Genomic DNA, 20,962 nt, shown 5'->3' on the forward strand with positions numbered 1-20,962 from the left:
GGACAGGTTGCGCTGTCGTGCGGTAAGCGCCCGGCCGCCGTGCGGCCGGCCGCCGCTCAGAAGCCGAAGTCCTGGGTCCACCAGGGTCCGCCGGCCGCGAGGTACACGCCGACGCCGAGGGTGCGGAACTCGCAGTTGAGGATGTTGGCCTTGTGGCCGGGGCTGTTCATCCACGCGTTCATCGCGGCCTGGGCGTCGCCCTGGCCGCGGGCTATGTTCTCGCCGCCGATGCCGGAGATGCCCGCGTTCGCGGCCCGGTTCCACGGCGTGTTGCCGTCGGGGTCGGTGTGGTCGAAGAAGCCGCGGAGGGCCATGTCCTTGCTGAACGCCCCGGCCAGCGCCGCGAGCGGCGGGTTTGCCCGTACCGGACCGCAGCCGGCCTGTGCCCGCACCTGGTTGACCAGCGTCACCACGGCGGCCTCCTCCGCGGAGTGGCCGTCGTCGGGTGTGCGCGCCGGGGCGGCGGGCGGCTTGGGTGCGGCCGGCTTGGGCGCGGCCGGCTTCGGGGCGGCCGGCTTCGGGGCGACGGGCTGGGGCGCGGGCTGCTGCGGAGCGGCCGGCTTGGGCGCGTCCGGCTTGGGCGCGTCCGGCTTGGGCGCGTCCGGCTGGGGAGCGGCCTGCTTCGGAGCGGCGCTCTTCTCCGGCGCCGGGGCCGATGCGGACGGGGAAGGAGAGGCGGACGTGCTCGGCGAGGCCGACGGCGAGGGGGAGGCCGACGGCGAGGGGGAGCCGGACGGCGAGGCGGTGGCCGTGTCGGGGGTGCGGCCGGACAGGTTGGCGAGGCCACCCTGCTGCTCGACCGGGGCGACGGCCCCGGCGGTGCCCGCGGGCCTCGCCTCCGTGCGGTCGGCCGCGGAGCCGGCCGCGGTGACCCCCACGTAGGGGAAGGAGGAGCCCACCGGTACCACGCCGGTGGTGACGGCGGCCGTGGCCAGGACCACGGCCACGGCGCCACCCAGCAGGCCGGCGTGCGCGGCGGTGCGGCGCCTGTCGACGCGGTGCGGCGCCGCGGGAAGTCGGTGGCGACCCATCGGTCCTGCCTTCCTACAAGTCCAAGATCATCCTTTGTGCACCCAAATGGGTGAGTTCATTGCTGCGTGACTGTACCGTCCCGGTGCCCGGGGGCGATGCCCTCCGTGATCGACCTCCCGGTTAGCGTTCACGCATGAACGAAGATGTCCGCCTGACCGCCTGGGTGCGCGGCCGTGTACAGCGCGTGGGCTTCCGCTGGTTCACCAGGGCCAATGCGCTGGAGATCGGCGGGCTCGTCGGCTTCGCGCTCAACCTCGACGACGGTCGAGTGCAGGTGGTGGCCGAAGGTCAACGTGAGAATTGCCACCGGCTGCTCGACTGGCTGCGCTCCGCCGACACGCCCGGGAGGGTCGACGGGGTGACGGAAATCTGGGGGACCCCGCGCGGCGGTTACGACGACTTCGCGATCAGGTGAGCGCTCGGATGACCATGTACTGATCACATCTCCGGACCTCGCACACCGTGCCGGATCTGCGCGTTCGTCCTGCGCGCGTTGCCGGAGGCGCGGAACCGTGGAACGCTCGAAGGTGCGGACGATCTCCACGCCCCTTGGGAGAGCCGGGCGGCCCGCCGATACGGGGCGTGATCGTGTTGACCGTCAAACTTTTTGGTGAGACGCTGGAAGCCCCGCGCACCTGAGCTGTTTGGCAGTGATGGAGTAGTAAGCGCAGTGACTGGCCGTCGCTGTCGGACATCCGCGGGTGCGATTCCCTCACGACCCACACCGCTTCGGTCGGTCACTCAGTGTGGAGGACCATCCATCATGGCAAAGGCGCTTCTCGGTTACGTCGGCGGTTCCGACCCGCGACTCCTCGCCGAGATGCGACGGCTTCAGCAGCGCGTCCAGGACCTTGAGTCCGAGCTCGTACGGATTCAGTCCGAAAACGACGCGCTGAACGCGGCCGCCGCTCAGCACGGAGACTCGCTGCTGGACCGCATCGACATCGACGTACCCCAGGCGGAGCCTGCGCTCACCTGATCCGCGCTCACTCGTCGCTCGATTCCAGCCCCGCACGATCTGCAAGGGACGCTTCGGCGTCCCTTCTTTCTTTTGCGGAGCCGAATTCCTTGACGTCACTTGTGCCCTGCACCTTCATGGGTGAAACCGAAAGCGACAGGTAGAGTCCGGCGGCGTGCACCTCAAGTCCCTGACCCTGCGAGGCTTCAAGTCCTTCGCGTCCGCCACCACCCTGCGTTTCGAGCCCGGCATCACCTGCGTGGTGGGCCCCAACGGCTCCGGAAAGTCCAACGTGGTGGACGCGCTGTCCTGGGTCATGGGGGAGCAGGGCGCCAAGTCCCTGCGCGGCGGGAAGATGGAGGACGTCATCTTCGCCGGGACGACCGGGCGGCCGCCGCTCGGGCGCGCCGAGGTCTCGCTGACCATCGACAATTCCGACGGCGCCCTGCCGATCGACTACGCCGAGGTCACCATCACCCGGATCATGTTCCGCGGCGGCAGCAGCGAATACCAGATCAACGGCGACACCTGCCGGCTGCTCGACATCCAGGAACTGCTCTCCGACTCCGGCATCGGCCGCGAGATGCACGTCATCGTCGGCCAGGGCCAGCTGGACTCCGTCCTGCACGCCGACCCGGGCGGCCGCCGCGCCTTCATCGAGGAGGCGGCCGGCGTCCTCAAACACCGCAAGCGCAAGGAGAAGGCGCTGCGGAAACTGGACGCGATGCAGGCCAACCTGGCGCGCGTCCAGGACCTCACCGACGAGCTGCGCCGCCAGCTCAAACCGTTGGGGCGGCAGGCCGCGGTGGCCCGGCGGGCGGCCGTGATCCAGGCCGACCTGCGGGACGCCCGGCTGCGGCTGCTCGCCGACGACCTCGTCGCGCTGCGCACCGCCCTGGCTGCGGAGATCGCCGACGAGGCGGCGCTGAAGGAACGCAAGGAGGCCGCCGAGGCCCAGCTCGCCGAGGCGCTGCGGCGGGAGGCGGAGCTGGAGGAAACGGTGAGCCGGCTCACGCCGCGGCTCCAGCGGGCGCAGCAGACCTGGTACGAGCTCTCGCAGTTGGCCGAACGGGTGCGCGGCACGGTGTCCCTGGCCGAGGCCCGGGTCACGTCGGCCACCGCTCCCGCCGAGGAGGAGCGGCGCGGCCGCGACCCCGAGGACATGGAGCGCGAGGCGGCGCGGATCCGCGAGCAGGAGGCGGAGCTGACGGCGGCTCTGGAGGCGGCCTCCCGCGCCCTGGAGGACACGGTCGAGCACCGCGCCGAGCTGGAGCGGGCCCTCGCCGAGGAGGAGCGGCGGCTGCGGGACGCGGCGCGGGCCCTCGCCGACCGGCGCGAGAACCTGGCCCGGCTGACGGGGCGGCTGGGCGCGGCCCGGTCCCGGGCCGGGGCGGCGCAGGCCGGGATCGACCGGCTGGTGGCGGCCCGCGAGGAGGCGGAGCAGCGGGCGGGTGCCGCGCAGGCGGAGTACGAGGCGCTGGCCGAGGAGGTCGGCGGGCTCGACGAGCCGGAGGAGGACGGCGCGTACGAGGCCGCGAGGGCGGAGCTGGCGGCCGCGGAGACCGCCCTGGCGGCGGCACGGGACGCGGCCACCGCCGCCGAGCGCTCCCGGGCGGCGGTCGCGGCCCGCCGGGACGCGCTGGCGCTCGGGCTGCGCCGCAAGGACGGCACCGGGGCGGTGCTCGCCGCGAAGGAGCGGCTGGCCGGACTCCTCGGCCCGGCCGCGGAACGGCTGACGGTGACCCCGGGCCACGAGGCCGCCGTCGCCGCGGCCCTCGGCGCCGCGGCGGACGCCGTGGCGGTGGCCTCGCCGGGCGCCGCCGCCGAAGCCATCCGCCACCTCCGCGCATCGGACGCAGGCCGCGCCGCCTTCCTGATCACCCCCGCCCCGGCCGCCGCCCCGGACCGGGCCACCCCTGCTTCGGGCGCGGCTGCTGAGGCGCCCCCGCCGGATGGACCCGGTGGCGGGATGCCGGGGACGCCGGGGATGCCGGGGATGCCGGGGACGCTGGGAATGCCGGGGATTCCGGGTCCGGACGCGGCTGCGGCTGCGCCGGCCTCGGATGCCGCCTTTTCGGCGCCCGCCGTGGACGCGCCCGGCGGCCGGACCGCCGGTGGGCCGGGGACGCCCGTGGCCGAGGTGGTGCGGGGGGAGCCCGGGCTGGTGCGGGCCGTGGCGCGGGTGCTGCGGGAGTACGTCGTCGTCCCGACGCTGGAGGAGGCCGAGGCGCTGGTTGCGGCGCAGCCCGACGCCGTGGCCGTCACCCTCGACGGCGACGTGCTCGGGGCGCACCACGCGCACGGCGGTTCCGCGGCCGCCCCCAGCCTGATCGAGGTGCAGGCGGCCGTCGACGAGGCGGCCGCCGAGCTGGACCGGCTGGACGGGCAGTGCAAGGAGCTCGGCGAGGCCCAGGAGGCCGCGCGGGAGCTGCGCCGCGGGCTCGCGGCCCGGGTCGAGGAGGCCGGTGAGCGGCGCCGTGCCGCGGAGCAGGCCCGGGCCGGGGTGGCCCAGCAGCTCGGGCGGCTCGCCGGGCAGGCCAAGGGCGCCGCGGGTGAGGCGGAGCGTACGGCGGCCGCGGCGGCCAAGGCGCAGGAGGCGCTGGAGCAGGCGCTGGCCGAGGTGGAGGAGTGCGCCGAACGGCTCGCCGCCGCCGAGGCGATGCCGGTGGAGCAGGAGCCGGACACCGCCGTGCGCGACCGGCTCGCCGCCGACGGGGCCAATGCCCGGCAGACCGAGATGGAGGCCCGCCTCCAGCTGCGTACCCACGAGGAGCGGGTCAAGGGCCTGGCCGGCCGGGCCGACGCCCTCGACCGCGGCGCCCGCGCCGAGCGCGAGGCGCGGGCGCGGGCCGAGCGCCGCCGCCGGCGGCTGCAGTACGAGGCGGGGGTGGCCCGGGCCGTCGCCGACGGCGCCCGCCAGCTCCTCGCGCACCTCGACGTCTCCCTGGGCCGCGCCGAGCAGGAGCGTGCCGCCGCCGAGCAGGCGAAGGCGCTGCGCGAGCGGGAGCTCGCCGAGGCGCGGGGCCGCGGCCGGGACCTCAAGGGCGAACTGGACAAGCTCACCGACTCCGTCCACCGCGGGGAGGTCCTCGGGGCCGAGAAGCGGCTGCGCATCGAGCAGGTGGAGGGCCGGGCCCTGGAGGAGTTCGGGGTCGAGTCCGCGGCCCTCGTCGCCGAGTACGGGCCCGACCAGCCGGTGCCGCCGAGCCCGCCCGCGGAGGGGGAGGAGCTTCCCGCGGACCCGGAGCACCCCCGCAACCGGCCCGGGCCGTACGTCCGCGCACAGCAGGAGAAGCGGCTGAAGGCCGCCGAGCGCGCCCACCAGCAGCTCGGCAAGGTGAACCCGCTCGCACTGGAGGAGTTCGCGGCGCTGGAGGAGCGCCACAGGTTCCTCAGCGAGCAGCTCGAAGACCTCCGCAAGACCCGCGCCGACCTGCTCCAGGTGGTTCGCGAGGTCGACGAGCGCGTGCAGCAGGTCTTCACCGAGGCCTACCGGGACACCGCCCGGGAGTTCGAGGGGGTCTTCGCGCGGCTGTTCCCCGGCGGCGAGGGCCGGCTCGTCCTCACCGACCCCGACAACATGTTGACCACGGGCGTCGACGTGGAGGCCCGGCCGCCGGGCAAGAAGGTCAAGCGGCTGTCGCTGCTCTCCGGCGGCGAGCGGTCGCTGACCGCGGTCGCCCTGCTGGTGTCCATCTTCAAGGCCCGGCCGAGCCCGTTCTACGTGATGGACGAGGTCGAGGCGGCGCTCGACGACACCAACCTCCAGCGGCTGATCCGGATCATGCAGGAGCTCCAGGAGAGCTCGCAGCTGATCGTCATCACGCACCAGAAGCGGACGATGGAGGTCGCCGATGCCCTCTACGGCGTATCCATGCAGGGCGACGGTGTCTCCAAGGTGATCAGCCAGCGGCTGCGCTGACTCCCCTTCACTTCAAGAAGTGAATGTCCTGCCCTCTGGGCTCTCGCGCTATCTCGGGACATCCTCCCTGCCGTGGAGTTCCTCTCGCGCTATTGACTTCAAGAACTGAACACATAAGCTCGCTCCGCCGCCCTATCCATTCGAGTGGTGCCGGATCTTCGGCTGTGCGCCACTGGTAGCACCACCCCACCCACACCCGCCCGCCGCCGCAGCCGGGCACGCAGGAGCACACCTTGAGCAGCAGCAGGAGCGCAGCGCCGCCGCCGCCCGCGAGCAGCGGGCGCGCCGCCCGCCCCGACCACCTCGGGCACGTCGTCTTCATCACCGCCGCCGCCGCGATGGGCGGCTTCCTCTTCGGCTACGACAGCGCCGTGATCAACGGCGCCGTCGAGGCGATCCGGGACCGGTTCGACATCGGCTCCGAGGCGCTGGCACAGGTGATCGCCGCCGCGCTGATCGGCTGCGCGATCGGCGCGGCCACCGCGGGCCGGATCGCCGACCGGATCGGCCGCATCCGGTGCATGCAGATCGCGTCGGTCCTGTTCGCCGCCAGCGCGATCGGCTCGGCCCTGCCGTTCGCCCTGTGGGACCTGGCCGTGTGGCGGGTCATCGGCGGCTTCGCCATCGGCATGGCCTCCGTCATCGGCCCGGCCTACATCGCCGAGGTCTCTCCGGCGGCGTACCGGGGCCGGCTGGCCTCCTTCCAGCAGGCCGCCATCGTCATCGGCATCGCCATCTCCCAGCTCGTCAACTGGGGCATCCTCAACATGGCCGGCGGCGAGCAGCGCGGAGAGCTCGGCGGGCTCGAAGCCTGGCAGTGGATGCTGGGCGTGATGGTCATCCCGGCCCTGCTCTACGGCCTGCTGTCCTTCGCCATCCCCGAGTCCCCGCGGTTCCTGATCTCGGTGGGCCGCACCGAGCAGGCCAAGAAGGTCCTCACCGAGGTCGAGGGCTCCGGCATCGACACCGACGTGCGTGTGGCCGAGATCGACCGCGCCATGCGCTCCGAGCACAAGTCCACCTTCAAGGACCTCCTCGGCGGCCGCTTCGGCCTGCTGCCCATCGTCTGGGTCGGCATCGGCCTGTCGGTCTTCCAGCAGCTCGTCGGCATCAACGTGATCTTCTACTACAGCTCCTCGCTGTGGCAGTCCGTCGGCATCGACCCGAGCAGCTCGTTCTTCTACTCGTTCACCACGTCGATCATCAACATCGTCGGCACCGTGATCGCCATGGTCTTCGTCGACCGGATCGGCCGCCGGCCCCTCGCCCTGATCGGCTCGGCCGGCATGGCCGTCTCCCTCGGAGCCGCCGCCTGGGCGTTCTCGTACAAGACCGAGACCGGCGGCGAGATCTCCATCCCGGAGACCCAGGGCACCGTCGCCCTCCTCGCCGCCCACTCCTTCGTGCTCTTCTTCGCCCTCTCCTGGGGCGTGGTGGTGTGGGTGCTCCTCGGCGAGATGTTCCCCAACCGGATCCGCGCCGCGGCGCTCGGCGTCGCCGCGGCCGCCCAGTGGGTCGCCAACTGGCTCGTCACCGTCACCTTCCCGACGCTGTCGGACTGGAACCTGTCCGGCGCCTACATGATCTACACCGGCTTCGCCCTGCTCTCGATTCCGTTCGTCCTCAAGTGGGTGCCGGAGACGAAGGGCAAGGCGTTGGAGGAGATGGGGTAACCACCCCCGCCAACAACCCCCACTCCTCTCGCACCGGGTGCTGCCCCGGCTCAGTCCCTGAGCCGGGGCAGCACCTGTTCGCACAGCAGGTGCAGGCTGCGCCAGCCCTCGTCCGGCGGCATCCCGCCGCACAGCGGGTGCAGCACCAGGTTCCCCGCCCCGCCCGCCGCCCGGGCGTACGCGACCGCCTCGTCCGGGGTCAGCACCCGGTACACGCCCTCCGCGCGCAGCTCCTCCACCGTCCGCGCGCGCGACCGCACCGCGCTGCGGATCTCCTTCGACTGCCAGGACGCGTACGTGCCCGCCTCGTGCAGGAAGCAGCCGCCGTACTCCGCCCACACCCGGTCCGGGTCCGCGGCGATGTGCAGCAGCGGCGTCTCGGCCGCCGGCATCAGGCAGAAGCCCTCCGTGCCGTACTCCGCCAGCCGCGCCGTGTAGTACGCCTGGAGCTCCGGCAGGTGCGCGCTCGGGAAGAACGGCAGCCCGAACCGGGCCGCGCGGCGCGCCGCGGCCCGCGAGCTGCCCCCGACCAGCAGCACCGGGTGCGGCCGGGTGAACGGCGCCGGGGTCACCCGCACCGTGCGGCCGCGGAAGCGGAACGGCTCGCCCGTCCATGCCGCGAGCAGCGTTTCCAGCAGCTCGTCCTGGAGCCGGCCGCGCCGGCCCCAGTCGACGCCGTGCTGCTCGTACTCCTCGGGCCGGTAGCCGATCCCCGCGACGGTGACGAGCCGGCCGCCGCTCAGCAGGTCCAGGACGGCGATGTCCTCGGCCAGCCGCAGCGGGTCGTGCAGCGGGCCGATGACCGCCGAGACGGTGACGGAGATCCGCCGGGTGGCGCCGAGGACCGCGCCCGCGAAGGCGAACGGCGAGGGCAGCCAGTTGTTGTCCGTGCCGTGGTGCTCCTCGGTCTGGACGGTGTCGACGCCGCGGCCGTCCGCGTACCGCGCCATCTCCAGGGCGGCCCGGTAGCGGGCGGACAGGCTCCCGGGGGTGCCGTGCGGATCGACGAGGTTGAACCGGGCCACGGTGACGGGCATGAGGAAGGTCCCCCTTCGCCGGATGCGGGTGAGCGGGCGAAGGGGGACGGTAGCTGACCGGCCGTCAGTTGGACAGGGCCGTGTCCGGGAGAGGGCCGTATGCGGGGGAGGGGCGGGTCCGGGGGAGGGGCGGGTCAGCCGGACAGGGACGCCGTCCGCTCCGGCCGCCCGGCCTCCGCCTCCGGCCGCTCGCCGTCCGCGGCCGCCGGCTCCGCCTGCGGGGTGCGCGGCAGTACGGCGTACAGCGCGCCGGAGGTGAGGATGCCGGCCGCCCAGCCCAGGCCGTTCGCGCCGATCCAGGTGTCGGCGAGGGGACCCGCGAACCAGTCGACCCGCGTGAAGAGCAGCCCCACCGCGAGGGCCGCACCCCACGCCGCCATGGCCTGCCAGGCGTACCCGCCCCGGTACCAGTAGGCGCTGGTGCGCGAGGTGTCCAGCAGCGCGGCCCCGTCGTAGGACGTCCGGCGCAGCATGTCCACGCCGAAGACGCCGATCCACGCGGAGAAGGCCACCGCCAGCAGCGTCAGGAAGGAGATGAACGAGCCGAAGAAGCTGGTGGCGACGACCATCAGCAGGAAGCCGAAGACCAGGCTGATCGCCGCGTTGACGCTGACCGCGGCCGCGCGCGGCACCTTGATGCCGAGGGTCTGCGCGGTGAACCCGGCCGAGTACATCGACATCGAGTTGATCAGCAGCATGCCGACCAGCGCGATCAGCAGGTACGGGACCGCGATCCAGGCGGGCAGCAGGCGCCCGATGAAGGAGACCGGGTCCTGCGCGGAGGCCAGGTCCGGCGTCCCGACCGCCATGACCGCGCCCATCAGCACCATCGGGATGACGACGACGGCCGCACCGCCGACGGTGGTGCCGACCACCCCCCTGGTGGAGGCCGTGCGCGGCAGGTAGCGGGTGAAGTCCGGGCCGGACGGCACCCAGCTGATGCCGCCGGCGGCGATGGTGCCGATGCCCGCGACCATCATCGCGGTGGAGCCCGCCGGCTTGCCGAACACCGCGGACCAGTCGGTCCCGGCGACCAGCCAGCCCAGCACCAGCAGGCTGAACGCGCCGAACAGGTACGTCGACCAGGTCGAGCAGACGCGCAGCGCGCTGATGCCGAGCCCGGACACCAGGAAGGTGCAGCCGACGAACAGCAGCAGGGTGACCACGATCAGCGCGGTGTTCTTCTGCACGCCGAACAGCAGGTCCAGCACCGTCAGCAGGGCGAACGCGCCGCTGACCGCGTTGATCGTCTCCCAGCCCCAGCGGGCGATCCAGATCAGCGTCCCGGGGAAGAGGTTGCCGCGCTGCCCGAACACCGCCCGCGACAGCGCCATGCCGGGCGCGCCGCCGCGCCGGCCGGCGATCGAGATCAGGCCCACGAGCCCGTACGAGACGACGGGGGCGGTCACCGCGACGACCAGCACCTGCCAGATGTTCAGCCCGTTGGAGATCACCAGCCCGGCGCCCATGGTCAGCAGCAGCACGCTGATGTTGGCGGCGACCCAGGTGGGGAAGAGCTCGCGGACCCGGCCGGTGCGCTCCTCGTCGGGTACGGGTTCCAGACCGCGGGTCTCTATCGCGCCGTCGGCGGACTCGGCAGGCATACGTGCTCCGATGGGGTGATGTGCAGAGAGTCACCCATCATCGTCGTTTTCGCCTGAAAGGTACAAACGGCGGCGGATGGCCGGAGACGGGGACGGGCCGGACGCGGCCGCGGCGCAGCCGCGGCCCGAGCCGGGATGCCCCGGGCCCGGCGACCGGGTCACGCATACTGAGTTTCGCTATGGACATCCTCATCATTGCTCTACTCATCGCCCTGGTCGCGGTCGTCGTGGCCGGCGGGCTCGTGGTCGGCAGCCGCAAGAAGAAGCAGCTGCCGCCCCCGGCGCCGCCGAGCACGCCGACCATCACTGCCCCGCCCGCCGAACCGCAGGTGGGGGAGGACGCCGCCACGACGGCGGAAGAGCCGCGCCGCACGATCGAGGAGGTCGTACTCCCCGAGGCGGAGGCGGCGGCCCCTGCGGCCCCCGAGGCGCCGGTCGTCCCGGCCCAGACCGCTCCCCCCGCCCCCGAGATCGAGGTGCCCGAGCCCACCGCCGGCCGCCTGGTCCGGCTCCGCGCACGGCTCGCGCGCTCGCAGAACTCCCTCGGCAAGGGGCTGCTCACGCTGCTGTCCCGCGAGCACCTCGACGAGGACACCTGGGAGGAGATCGAGGAGACCCTCCTCATCGCCGACGTCGGTGTCGTCCCCACCCAGGAGCTGGTCGACCGGCTCCGCGAGCGGGTGCGGGTCCTCGGCACCCGCACCCCGGCCGATCTGCGCGCCCTGCTGCGCGAGGAGCTGCTGACCCTGATCGGCACCGACCTCGACCGCGCCGTGAAGACGGAGAGCGGCACCGACACCCCCGGCGTGGTGATGGTCGTCGGCGTCAACGGCACCGGCAAGACCACCACCACCGGCAAGCTCGCCCGCGTCCTCGTCGCCGACGGCCGCAGCGTCGTGCTCGGCGCGGCCGACACCTTCCGCGCCGCCGCCGCGGACCAGCTCCAGACCTGGGGCGAGCGGGTCGGTGCGCGCACCGTGCGCGGCCCCGAGGGCGGCGACCCCGCCTCGATCGCCTTCGACGCGGTCAAGGAGGGCATCGCCGAGAGCGCCGACGTGGTGCTCATCGACACCGCCGGCCGCCTGCACACCAAGACCGGCCTCATGGACGAGCTCGGCAAGGTCAAGCGCGTCGTGGAGAAGCACGGCCCGCTGGACGAGGTCCTGCTCGTCCTCGACGCGACCACCGGGCAGAACGGCCTCACCCAGGCCCGCGTCTTCGCCGAGGTCGTGGACATCACCGGCATCGTGCTCACCAAGCTCGACGGCACCGCCAAGGGCGGCATCGTCGTCGCCGTGCAGCGCGAGCTCGGCGTCCCGGTCAAGCTCGTCGGCCTCGGCGAGGGTCCGGACGACCTGGCGCCCTTCGAGCCGGAGGCCTTCGTCGACGCCCTGATCGGCGACTGAGCCCCCGTACGCACGCCGACGCCCCCGCGTTCCGCCCGGAACGCGGGGGCGCTGCCGTTCGCGCCGGGAGCGGGCGCGGCCGGTACGGCGGGCCCGGCGGGCCGGCCGGGCACGGCCGCGGGGCTACCGCCGCAGCCGGTGGCAGATGTACGCGAGCGTGCCCAGCAGGAGCCGGGCCTGCGGCGGGCCGTCTGCGGAGTCGAGGGCGGGCGGGCGCAGCCAGCCGACGGGGCCGAGGCCGGCGTAGTCGGACGGCGGAGCGGTCACGAAGGAGCCCTGCCCCAGGGCGCGCAGGTCCAGGTCGGCGTCGTCCCAGCCCATCCGGTAGAGCAGCTGCGGAAGGCCGGCCGCCGCGCCGGGGGCCACGAAGAACTGGGCCCGGCCGTCCGGGGTCGCGGTGACCGGCCCGAGCGGCAGGCCCATCCGCTCCAGCCGGACCAGCGCCCGGCGTCCGGCCTCCTCCGACACCTCGATGACGTCGAAGCCGCGGCCCACCGGCAGCAGGACCGCCGCGCCCGGGTACTCGCCCCAGGCCGCGGTGACCTCGTCCAGGGTGGCGCCCGCTCTGACGGTGGGGGCGAGCGGCAGGGGGTGCGCGCCCGGCGCGGGGCAGTCCGTGCGGCCGCAGGAGCAGGCGCGGGCGGGTGCCGCGGCCCGGGCGCCGGGGACCGCGTCCCAGCCCCACAGTCCGGTGTACTCCGCCACCGCCGTGCACTCCGACGTCCGCCCGCGGCGCCGGGCGCCGGAGCGGAATTCCTTGGTGCTGCGGCTGCTGCCGATCGTGAAGCCCATGCCCATGCCCCCTCCAACGGGTTGGATGCGCCGGTGGTTACGACGTCGGCGGGTGCGGGCCGAGCCCGGTTTCCGGCGGTACGCCCGGCGCACTCCTCGCCGCGCGCGCCCCGAGCGCACTCCCGTCCAACCGATCACTTTTGGCTCGCTGCCCAGTGAATCGCGCCTGGCGGGTGGCTTCTCCGAACGAAGGGGTGGCGAATGGTGGCGTTTCAACGATCGGGCTCGCCCCGGGGGTGATCGTAGGATTACTTTCGGTGCACGAACCCGAACGGCGGACCCGGATGTGGTTATGCCGGAGGCAAGGCGTGAAGGACCTGTGAAGGTCCCCGGCGGCGCCCGCCGCCCCGGCCAGGGTTTCGTGAGAACAGACTGAGCGGATGGGGGCGTTCCAGTGAGCGGCAACGGCGCAAGCGGAACGAGCGGAGAACCGGACCTCCCGGGCCCGGTCGCCCGCAACGAACAGCTGACTTCCTGGTTCGTGCGCAGCGGCTGGTCCAAGGGCGAACTCGCCCGCCAGGTGAACCGGCGCGCCCGGCAGATGGGCGCCCACCACATCAGCACGGACACCTCCCGGGTGCGCCGCTGGCTCGACGGCGAACAACCCCGCGAACCCGTCCCGCGCATCCTGTCCGAGCTGTTCTCCGAACGGTTCGGCTCGGTCGTCGCCATCGAGCAGCTCGGCCTGCGCACCGCCCACCAGACCCCCTCCGTCTCCGGCGTGGACCTGCCCTGGGCCGGCCCGCAGACCGTCGAACTGCTCGGCGAGTTCTCCCGCAGCGACCTGATGCTCGCCCGCCGCGGCTTCCTCGGGACCTCGCTCGCCCTCTCCGCCGGCCCCGCCCTCATCGAGCCCATGCAGCGCTGGCTCGTCCCGGCCCCGGCCGCCGACCCGGCCGCCCGCGAGCCCGGCTCCGGCGGCGCACTGAGCGGCCACCGCCCGCCCCGGCTGTCCGGACCGGAACTCGACCTCCTCGAATCCACCACCGTGATGTTCCGCCAGTGGGACGCCCAGTGCGGCGGCGGACTGCGCCGCAAGGCCGTCGTGGGCCAGCTCCACGAGGTCACCGACCTGCTCCAGGAGACCCACCCGGCCCCCGTCATGCGGCGGCTGTTCAAGGTCGCCGCCGAACTCGCCGAACTCGCCGGCTGGATGAGCTACGACGTCGGCCTGCACCCCACCGCGCAGAAGTACTTCGTCCTCGCGCTGCACGCCGCCAAGGAAGCCGGGGACAAGCCCCTCGGCTCGTACATCCTCTCCAACATGAGCCGCCAGATGATCCACCTCGGCCGCCCCGAGGACGCCCTGGAGCTCATCCACCTCGCCCAGTACGGCAGCCGCGACTGCGCCGGCCCCCGCACCCAGGCCATGCTGTATGCGATGGAGGCCCGCGCCTACGCCAACATGGGCCAGCCCAGCCGCTGCAAGCGGGCCGTCCGCATGGCCGAGGACACCTTCGGCGACATCGCCTTCGCCGCCGAGCCCGAGCCCGACTGGATCCGCTTCTTCACCGAGGCCGAGCTCAACGGCGAGAACTCCCACTCCTACCGCGACCTCGCCTACGTCGCCGGCCGCAGCCCCATGTACGCCTCCCTCGCCGAACCGGTCATGGAACGGGCCGTCGAACTCTTCGGCAAGGACGAGGTGCACCAGCGCTCCTACGCCCTCAACCTCATCGGCATGGCCACGGTGCACCTGCTCCAGCGCGAGCCCGAGCAGGCCGTCGTCCTCGTCGACCGGGCCCTCGAAGTGGCCGGAAAGATTCGGTCCGAAAGGGTGAACACCCGGCTGCGGAAGACCGTCGACACCGCCGCCCGTGAGTACGGCGACGTCGCCGACGTGGTCCGGCTCACCGACCACCTCGCCGCCCGCCTCCCCGAGGCCGCGGAGGCCGTCTGACGGCCCCACCCGGCCGCCCCCCGAGGCCCCGGCCGCGGCAGACACCCCGTGAAGCCCGATCAGGCTCCCCCAGCCAGGACTCCCGGGTGCTGCCGCGGCCGGCCCCCTTGAACCACGCGTTCATGGACGCGTAACACGTCCGACCTCTTCGTCACGGGCGCGAAACATCGAGCGGCGCCGCCGGAAACCGGCCTGCGCGAATCTCATGGCCATTAACCGGCCAGCCCTCAGGATCCGGGCCCACCCCCGGCCCACCCCCTGCGCCGCTGCACGTTCCACGATCGCCCGCACGCGAACGTACCGACGACGAGGAGACGCCGATGGCAGCAGCCATCACGACCCTCGCGGCAGACGCCCCGACGCTCTCCGCCGCGAACACCGGGTTCATGCTCATCTGCTCCGCCCTGGTCATGCTGATGACCCCGGGCCTCGCCTTCTTCTACGGGGGCATGGTCCGCGTCAAGAGCAGCCTCAACATGCTGATGATGAGCTTCATCAGCCTCGGGATCGTCACGATCCTGTGGGTCCTCTACGGCTTCAGCATCGCCTTCGGCGCCGACACCGGCGGAGTCATCGGCTGGTCCTCCGACTACGTCGGCCTCAGCGGCATCGGCATCACCGAACTGTGGGACGGCTACACCATCCCCGTCTACGTCTTCGCCGTCTTCCAGCTCATGTTCGCCGTCATCACCCCCGCCCTGATCAGCGGCGCCCTCGCCGACCGCGTCAAGTTCAGCGCCTGGGCCCTGTTCACCGCCCTGTGGGCCACCCTCGTCTACTTCCCCGTCGCCCACTGGGTCTGGGCCCCCGGCGGCTGGCTCTTCGACCTCGGCGTGATCGACTTCGCGGGCGGCACCGCCGTCCACATCAACGCGGGCGCCGCCGCCCTCGCCGTCATCCTCGTCATCGGCAAGCGCGTCGGCTTCAAGAAGGACCCGATGCGCCCGCACAGCCTCCCCCTCGTCATGCTCGGCGCCGGCCTGCTGTGGTTCGGCTGGTTCGGCTTCAACGCCGGCTCCTGGCTCGGCAACGACGACGGTGTCGGCGCCGTGATGTTCGTCAACACCCAGGTCGCCACCGCCGCCGCCATGCTCGCCTGGCTCGCCTACGAGAAGCTGCGCCACGGCTCCTTCACCACCCTCGGCGCCGCCTCCGGCGCGGTCGCCGGCCTCGTCGCCATCACCCCCGCCGGCGGCTCCTGCTCCCCGCTCGGCGCGATCGCCATCGGCGCCATCGCCGGCCTGCTGTGCGCCATGGCCGTCGGCCTCAAGTACAAGTTCGGCTACGACGACTCCCTCGACGTCGTCGGCGTCCACCTCGTCGGCGGCATCGTCGGCTCCCTCCTCGTCGGCTTCTTCGCCACCGGCGGCGTCCAGTCCGACGCGGCCGGCCTCTTCTACGGCGGCGGCCTCGAACAGCTCGGCAAGCAGGCCGTGGGCGTCTTCTCCGTCCTCGCCTACTCTCTCGTCGCGTCCGCCGCGCTCGCCCTCCTCCTCGACAAGACGATGGGGATGCGGGTCACCGAGGACGACGAGGTCTCCGGCATCGACCAGGTCGAGCACGCCGAGACCGCCTACGACTTCAGCGGGGCCGGCGGCGGCACCTCCGTCCGGAGCACCGCCCACACCGCCGCCCCCGCCGCCGCGAGCAAGAAGGTTGACGCATGAAGCTGATCACCGCGATCGTCAAGCCGCACCGGCTGGACGAGATCAAGGACGCCCTCCAGCGGTACGGAGTGCAGGGCCTGACCGTCTCCGAGGCCAGCGGCTACGGCCGCCAGCGCGGCCACACCGAGGTCTACCGCGGTGCCGAGTACACCGTGGACCTCGTACCGAAGATCCGCATCGAGGTCGTCGTCGAGGACGACGACGCCGAGTCGGTCATGGAAATCCTGGTGAACGGCGCCCGCACCGGCAAGATCGGTGACGGCAAGGTGTGGAGCGTCCCCGTGGACGCCCTCATCCGCGTCCGCACCGGCGAGCGCGGCGCCGAAGCGCTCTAGCGACGGGAGAACCTGGGTGACGAGCGTCGAAGAGACCACAGGCCCCTCCGACCCCGGACCCAGCGGCTACGCCGCGGCCCGGCTGCGGCTCCTCCAGGAGGAGCCGCGGTCCGGGCCCTCGCGGCGTTCCGCGCTGGCCGGGCTGACCGACGACTGGCTGAACGCCCTGTTCACCACCGCCGCGCGGGAGACCGGCGTACGCGGCGCCGCCCTCGTCGCCGTCGGCGGCTACGGACGCGGCGAACTCTCCCCGCGCAGCGACCTCGACCTGCTCCTGCTCCACGACGGCAAGGCCGCCCCCGCCGACCTGGCCCGCCTCGCCGACCGCCTCTGGTACCCCGTCTGGGACCTCGGCCTCTCCCTCGACCACTCCGTCCGCACCCCCGGCGAAGCCCGCAAGACCGCCGCCGACGACCTCAAGGTCCACCTCGGACTGCTCGACGCCCGCCCCGTCGCCGGCGACCTCGGCCTCCTCACCGGCCTGCGCACCTCCGTCCTCGCCGACTGGCGCAACCACGCCCCCAAACGCCTCCCCCAGCTGCACGCCATGTGCCGCGAACGGGCCGACCGGGCCGGCGAACTCCGCTTCCTCCTCGAACCCGACCTCAAAGAGGCCCGCGGCGGCCTCCGCGACGTCACCGCCCTGCGCGCCGTCGCCGCCTCCTGGCTCGCCGACGCCCCCCGCGAGGGACTCGCCGACGCCCGCCGCCGGCTCCTCGACGCCCGCGACGCCCTCCACCTCGTCACCGGCCGCGCCGGCGACCGGCTCGCCCTCCAGGAACAGGACCAGGTCGCCGCCCGCCTCGGCCTGCTCGACGCGGACGCGCTGCTCCGCGAGGTCTACGAGGCCGCCCGCACCGTCGCCTACGCCGCCGACGTCACCTGGCGCGAAGTCGGCCGCGTCCTGCGCGCCCGCGCCGCCCGGCCCCGGCTGCGCGGACTCCTCGGCACCCGCGCCGCCACCCCCGAACGGGCCCCGCTCGCCGAGGGCGTCGTCGAATCCGACGGCGAAGCCGTACTCGCCCTCGTCGCCCGCCCCGAACGCGACCCGGTCCTCGCCCTGCGCCTCGGCGCCGCCGCCGCCCAGGCCGGGCTGCCGGTCTCCCCGCACGCCGTACGCCGCCTCGCCGCCCAGAGCCGCCCGCTGCCCGTGCCCTGGCCCGCCGAAGCCCGCGAACAGCTCCTCACCCTGCTCGGAGCGGGGGAACCGACCGTCGGCGTCTGGGAGGCCCTGGAAGCCGAGGGCATCATCTCCGCGCTCCTGCCCGACTGGGAACGGGTCCGCTGCCGCCCCCAGCGCAACCCCGTCCACACCTGGACCGTCGACCGGCACCTCGTGGAGACCGCCGTCCGCGCCTCCGCCATGACCCGCCGCGTCGGCCGCCCCGACCTGCTGCTCATGGCCGCCCTGCTCCACGACATCGGCAAGGGCTGGCCCGGCGACCACTCCGCCGTCGGCGAGACCATCACCCGCGACACGGCCGTCCGCGTCGGCTTCGGCCCCGCCGACGCCGACGTCCTGGCCACCCTGGTCCGCCACCACCTGCTGCTGGCCGAGACCGCCACCCGGCGCGACCTCGACGACCCCGCCACCGTCCGCTTTGTCGCCGAAGCCGTCGGCACCCCCGGCACCCTGGAACTCCTCCACGCCCTCACCGAGGCCGACGCGCTCGCCACCGGCCCCGCCGCCTGGTCGGCCTGGCGCGCCTCCCTGGTCGCCGACCTCGTCCGGCGGGTCGCAGCCGTCCTCGGCGGGGCCCCCGTCCCCGGACAACCCGACCCGGCACCCTCCGCCGAGGAAGAACGCCTCGCGGTGGAGGCCCTGCGGACCGGGGAACCCGTCCTCGCCCTGCACACCCGCCACGAGGAGGACGCCGTCGGAGTGGAACTGGCCGTCGCCGTCCCCGACCAGCCGGGCGTCCTGCCCGCCGTCGCCGGCGTCCTCGCCCTGCACCGGCTCACCGTCCGCGCCGCCGACCTGCGCGCACTGGAACTCCCCGACCACCTCGGCGAAGCCCTCGTGCTCCACTGGCGGGTCGCCGCCGAGTACGGCTCCCTGCCCGAGGCCGCACGGCTCCGCGCCGACCTCGTCCGGGCCCTGGACGGCTCCCTCGACGTCTCCGCGAAGCTCGCCGACCGGGAAGCGGCCTACCCGCGGCGGCGCGGGGTGGTCCCGCCGCCACCCCGGGTCACCGTGGTCCCGGACGTGTCCGCGCTCGCCACCGTCCTGGAGGTGCGGGCCCCCGACGCCGTGGGGCTGCTGCACCGCATCGGGCGGGCCCTGGAGGGGGCGGGCGTCCGCGTCCGCAGCGCGCACGTCTCGACGCTGGGCGCGAACGCCGTGGACTCCCTGTACGTCACCACGGTCGAGGGCAAGCCCCTCGACCCCGCCGACGCGGCCACGGTGGCGGAGGGCCTCGCCGCCGCCCTGTCCTAACCGCAGCCGCAGCCGCAGCCGCAGCCGCCGTCACCGCCGGAGCCGCCGCTGCTGCGGCCGCCGCAGCCGCCGGGGAGTTCCGCCGTCGTCGGAGCCGCCCCGTCGCAGCCGCAGCCGCCACCGTCGGAGCGGCTGTCGTCGGCTGCTGGCCCGCCGCTGCGCGGAGCCATTCCCCGGCCCCGCCTCTTCCCGCTGCACAGAATCTGTGGCTCCGCCGCGTGGCGGGGCTCCACCCCGGACCCCGGTGCCTCGAACGCCGGCGGGGCCGGAAGATCCAGCCCGCGCGGCGTTTGAGCGCACCGGGCGTGCCCCGCACAGCAACCCGTCCCCCGACGGTCGGCCGCTCGTTGTAGAGGTGTGCTCCCCCCGATGCGGAGGTGAACCGGCGGGGATGACCCCGAGCGCGCCCGAGGCGCCGCGGTGTCCAATGCCTGCTCCCCGTACATGCGGGGATTACAGCCCCGCCTGCCTCATCCGGCAGGCGGGGCCTATTCGTCTGCGCGGCCGGATACCCTGGATGACGATTCTCAACGTCCCCGACCCCAAGGACCAGCGAGCGCCGTGTTCGATACCCTCTCCGACCGCCTGGCGAGTACTTTCAAGACCCTGCGAGGCAAGGGGCGCTTGTCCGAGGCAGACGTCGACTCCGCGGCCCGGGAGATCCGTATCGCGCTCCTCGAGGCGGACGTCGCCCTTCCGGTCGTCCGGTCGTTCATCAAGAACGTCAAGGAAAGGGCGCTGGGGGCCGAGGTCTCCAAGGCTCTGAATCCGGGCCAGCAGGTCCTCAAGATCGTCAACGAGGAGCTGGTCTCGATCCTCGGCGGCGAGACCCGCCGCCTGCGGTTCGCCAAGACCGCGCCGACCGTGATCATGCTCGCGGGTCTCCAGGGTGCCGGTAAGACCACCCTCGCCGGAAAGCTCGGCTTCTGGCTGAAGGGCCAGGGCCACAGCCCTCTGCTCGTCGCCTGCGACCTCCAGCGCCCGAACGCCGTCAACCAGCTCAGTGTCGTCGCGGAGCGGGCCGGGGTGGCTGTCTACGCGCCACAGCCGGGCAACGGTGTCGGCGACCCGGTGCAGGTGGCCAAGGACTCGATCGAGTACGCGAAGACCAAGGTTCACGACATCGTCATCGTGGACACCGCCGGCCGCCTCGGCATCGACGCCGAGATGATGCAGCAGGCCGCGGACATCAGGGACGTGATCAACCCCGATGAGATCCTGTTCGTCGTCGACGCGATGATCGGTCAGGACGCGGTCAACACCGCCGAGGCCTTCCGCGACGGCGTCGGCTTCGACGGCGTGGTGCTGTCCAAGCTCGACGGCGACGCCCGCGGTGGTGCCGCGCTCTCCATCGCGCACGTCACCGGCAAGCAGATCATGTTCGCGTCGAACGGCGAGAAGCTCGACGACTTCGACGCGTTCCACCCCGACCGCATGGCGGGCCGGATCCTCGACATGGGTGACATGCTCACCCTCATCGAGCAGGCCGAGAAGACCTTCTCGCAGGCCGAGGCCGAGAAGATGGCGGCCAAGCTCGCCAAGGGCCCGAAGGAGTTCACGCTCGACGACTTCCTGGCCCAGATGGAGCAGGTCCGCAAGATGGGCTCCATCTCGAAGCTCCTCGGCATGCTGCCGGGCATGGGCCAGATCAAGGACCAGATCAACAACATCGACGAGCGTGACGTCGACCGCACCGCCGCGATCATCAAGTCGATGACCCCGGCCGAGCGCCAGGACCCGACGATCATCAACGGCTCGCGCCGCGCCCGTATCGCCAAGGGCTCCGGTGTCGAGGTCAGCGCCGTCAAGAACCTCGTGGAGCGGTTCTTCGAGGCCCGCAAGATGATGTCCCGCATGGCCCAGGGCGGCGGGATGCCCGGTATGCCGGGCATCCCGGGCATGGGCGGCGGCCCCGGCCGGCAGAAGAAGCAGCCCAAGCAGGCCAAGGGCAAGCGCAAGAGCGGCAACCCGATGAAGCGCAAGCAGGAGGAGCTGGAGGCGGCCACCCGCCGCGAGCAGGCCGCGCAGGGCGGCCCGGCCGCCGCGGGCAGCCCGTTCGGCCTCCCGGCCGGCGGCCAGTCGGGTCAGGACTTCGACCTGCCGGACGAGTTCAAGAAGTTCATGAAGTAGTCCCTGCACCACTTCGTGAAAGGGCGCTGAGCCCTGTGTACGGGCCCCGGCCGCGGGATGCGGCCGGGG

The 20,962-nt window shown here is 73.3% G+C and carries 14 protein-coding genes; 10 read left to right on the top strand and 4 right to left on the bottom strand.

Features of this window, described 5'->3' with window-relative positions:
• Window positions 1-56: 56 nt before the first annotated feature.
• The gene (locus ACIQUT_RS26880; protein ID WP_403566364.1) at window positions 57-1,031 is read right to left on the bottom strand and encodes a CAP domain-containing protein; all 975 of its coding nucleotides are present in this window, start codon (window positions 1,029-1,031) and stop codon (window positions 57-59) included.
• A 134-nt stretch (window positions 1,032-1,165) separates the two neighbouring features.
• On the opposite strand from ACIQUT_RS26880, the gene ACIQUT_RS26885 reads away from it, so the two are divergent.
• The 4 genes from ACIQUT_RS26885 (at window position 1,166) to ACIQUT_RS26900 (ending at window position 7,585) form a co-directional block, all read left to right on the top strand.
• Window positions 1,166-1,447, top strand: a complete 282-nt coding sequence (locus ACIQUT_RS26885) for an acylphosphatase (RefSeq protein WP_361095212.1) — start codon at window positions 1,166-1,168, stop codon at window positions 1,445-1,447.
• Between the two features lie 348 nt (window positions 1,448-1,795).
• A complete protein-coding gene (locus ACIQUT_RS26890; RefSeq protein WP_030162422.1) occupies window positions 1,796-2,011 on the top strand; it encodes a hypothetical protein in 216 nt (71 codons plus the stop codon).
• Window positions 2,012-2,165: 154 nt separating this feature from the next.
• On the top strand, window positions 2,166-5,912 hold the full coding sequence (locus tag ACIQUT_RS26895; protein ID WP_403566366.1) for an AAA family ATPase: 3,747 nt from the start codon (window positions 2,166-2,168) through the stop codon (window positions 5,910-5,912).
• Window positions 5,913-6,145: 233 nt separating this feature from the next.
• Window positions 6,146-7,585, top strand: a complete 1,440-nt coding sequence (locus ACIQUT_RS26900; RefSeq protein ID WP_403566367.1) for a sugar porter family MFS transporter — start codon at window positions 6,146-6,148, stop codon at window positions 7,583-7,585.
• A 50-nt stretch (window positions 7,586-7,635) separates the two neighbouring features.
• Here ACIQUT_RS26900 and ACIQUT_RS26905 read toward each other — a convergent pair whose 3' ends face one another.
• The gene (locus tag ACIQUT_RS26905) at window positions 7,636-8,622 is read right to left on the bottom strand and encodes an LLM class flavin-dependent oxidoreductase (protein WP_403566369.1); all 987 of its coding nucleotides are present in this window, start codon (window positions 8,620-8,622) and stop codon (window positions 7,636-7,638) included.
• Window positions 8,623-8,756: 134 nt separating this feature from the next.
• Window positions 8,757-10,226 carry a cytosine permease gene (locus ACIQUT_RS26910; RefSeq protein ID WP_403566370.1) on the bottom strand — a complete coding sequence of 490 codons (1,470 nt, stop codon included), beginning with the start codon at window positions 10,224-10,226 and terminating at the stop codon, window positions 8,757-8,759.
• Window positions 10,227-10,405: 179 nt separating this feature from the next.
• Here ACIQUT_RS26910 and ftsY point away from each other — a divergent pair, with 179 nt between their 5' ends.
• Window positions 10,406-11,632: a signal recognition particle-docking protein FtsY gene (gene ftsY, locus ACIQUT_RS26915; protein ID WP_403566371.1), complete on the top strand. Its 1,227-nt coding sequence runs from the start codon at window positions 10,406-10,408 to the stop codon at window positions 11,630-11,632.
• 123 nt (window positions 11,633-11,755) lie between these two features.
• Here ftsY and ACIQUT_RS26920 read toward each other — a convergent pair whose 3' ends face one another.
• Window positions 11,756-12,424: a bifunctional DNA primase/polymerase gene (locus ACIQUT_RS26920; protein WP_403566372.1), complete on the bottom strand. Its 669-nt coding sequence runs from the start codon at window positions 12,422-12,424 to the stop codon at window positions 11,756-11,758.
• Between the two features lie 394 nt (window positions 12,425-12,818).
• On the opposite strand from ACIQUT_RS26920, the gene ACIQUT_RS26925 reads away from it, so the two are divergent.
• From ACIQUT_RS26925 to ffh, 5 genes are all read left to right on the top strand, one after another.
• A complete protein-coding gene (locus ACIQUT_RS26925; protein WP_403566374.1) occupies window positions 12,819-14,324 on the top strand; it encodes a hypothetical protein in 1,506 nt (501 codons plus the stop codon).
• A gap of 320 nt (window positions 14,325-14,644) precedes the next feature.
• The gene (locus tag ACIQUT_RS26930; RefSeq protein ID WP_403566376.1) at window positions 14,645-15,991 is read left to right on the top strand and encodes an ammonium transporter; all 1,347 of its coding nucleotides are present in this window, start codon (window positions 14,645-14,647) and stop codon (window positions 15,989-15,991) included.
• The gene (locus tag ACIQUT_RS26935; RefSeq protein WP_360628390.1) at window positions 15,988-16,326 is read left to right on the top strand and encodes a P-II family nitrogen regulator; all 339 of its coding nucleotides are present in this window, start codon (window positions 15,988-15,990) and stop codon (window positions 16,324-16,326) included. The genes ACIQUT_RS26930 and ACIQUT_RS26935 overlap by 4 nt, the downstream gene beginning before the upstream one ends.
• A gap of 16 nt (window positions 16,327-16,342) precedes the next feature.
• The gene (locus ACIQUT_RS26940; protein ID WP_403566377.1) at window positions 16,343-18,763 is read left to right on the top strand and encodes a [protein-PII] uridylyltransferase; all 2,421 of its coding nucleotides are present in this window, start codon (window positions 16,343-16,345) and stop codon (window positions 18,761-18,763) included.
• A 561-nt stretch (window positions 18,764-19,324) separates the two neighbouring features.
• A complete protein-coding gene (gene ffh, locus ACIQUT_RS26945) occupies window positions 19,325-20,893 on the top strand; it encodes a signal recognition particle protein (RefSeq protein ID WP_403566379.1) in 1,569 nt (522 codons plus the stop codon).
• Window positions 20,894-20,962 lie beyond the last annotated feature (69 nt).

It is taken from the genome of Streptomyces sp. NPDC090445, assembly GCF_044769385.1.
Lineage (GTDB): Bacteria > Actinomycetota > Actinomycetes > Streptomycetales > Streptomycetaceae > Streptomyces.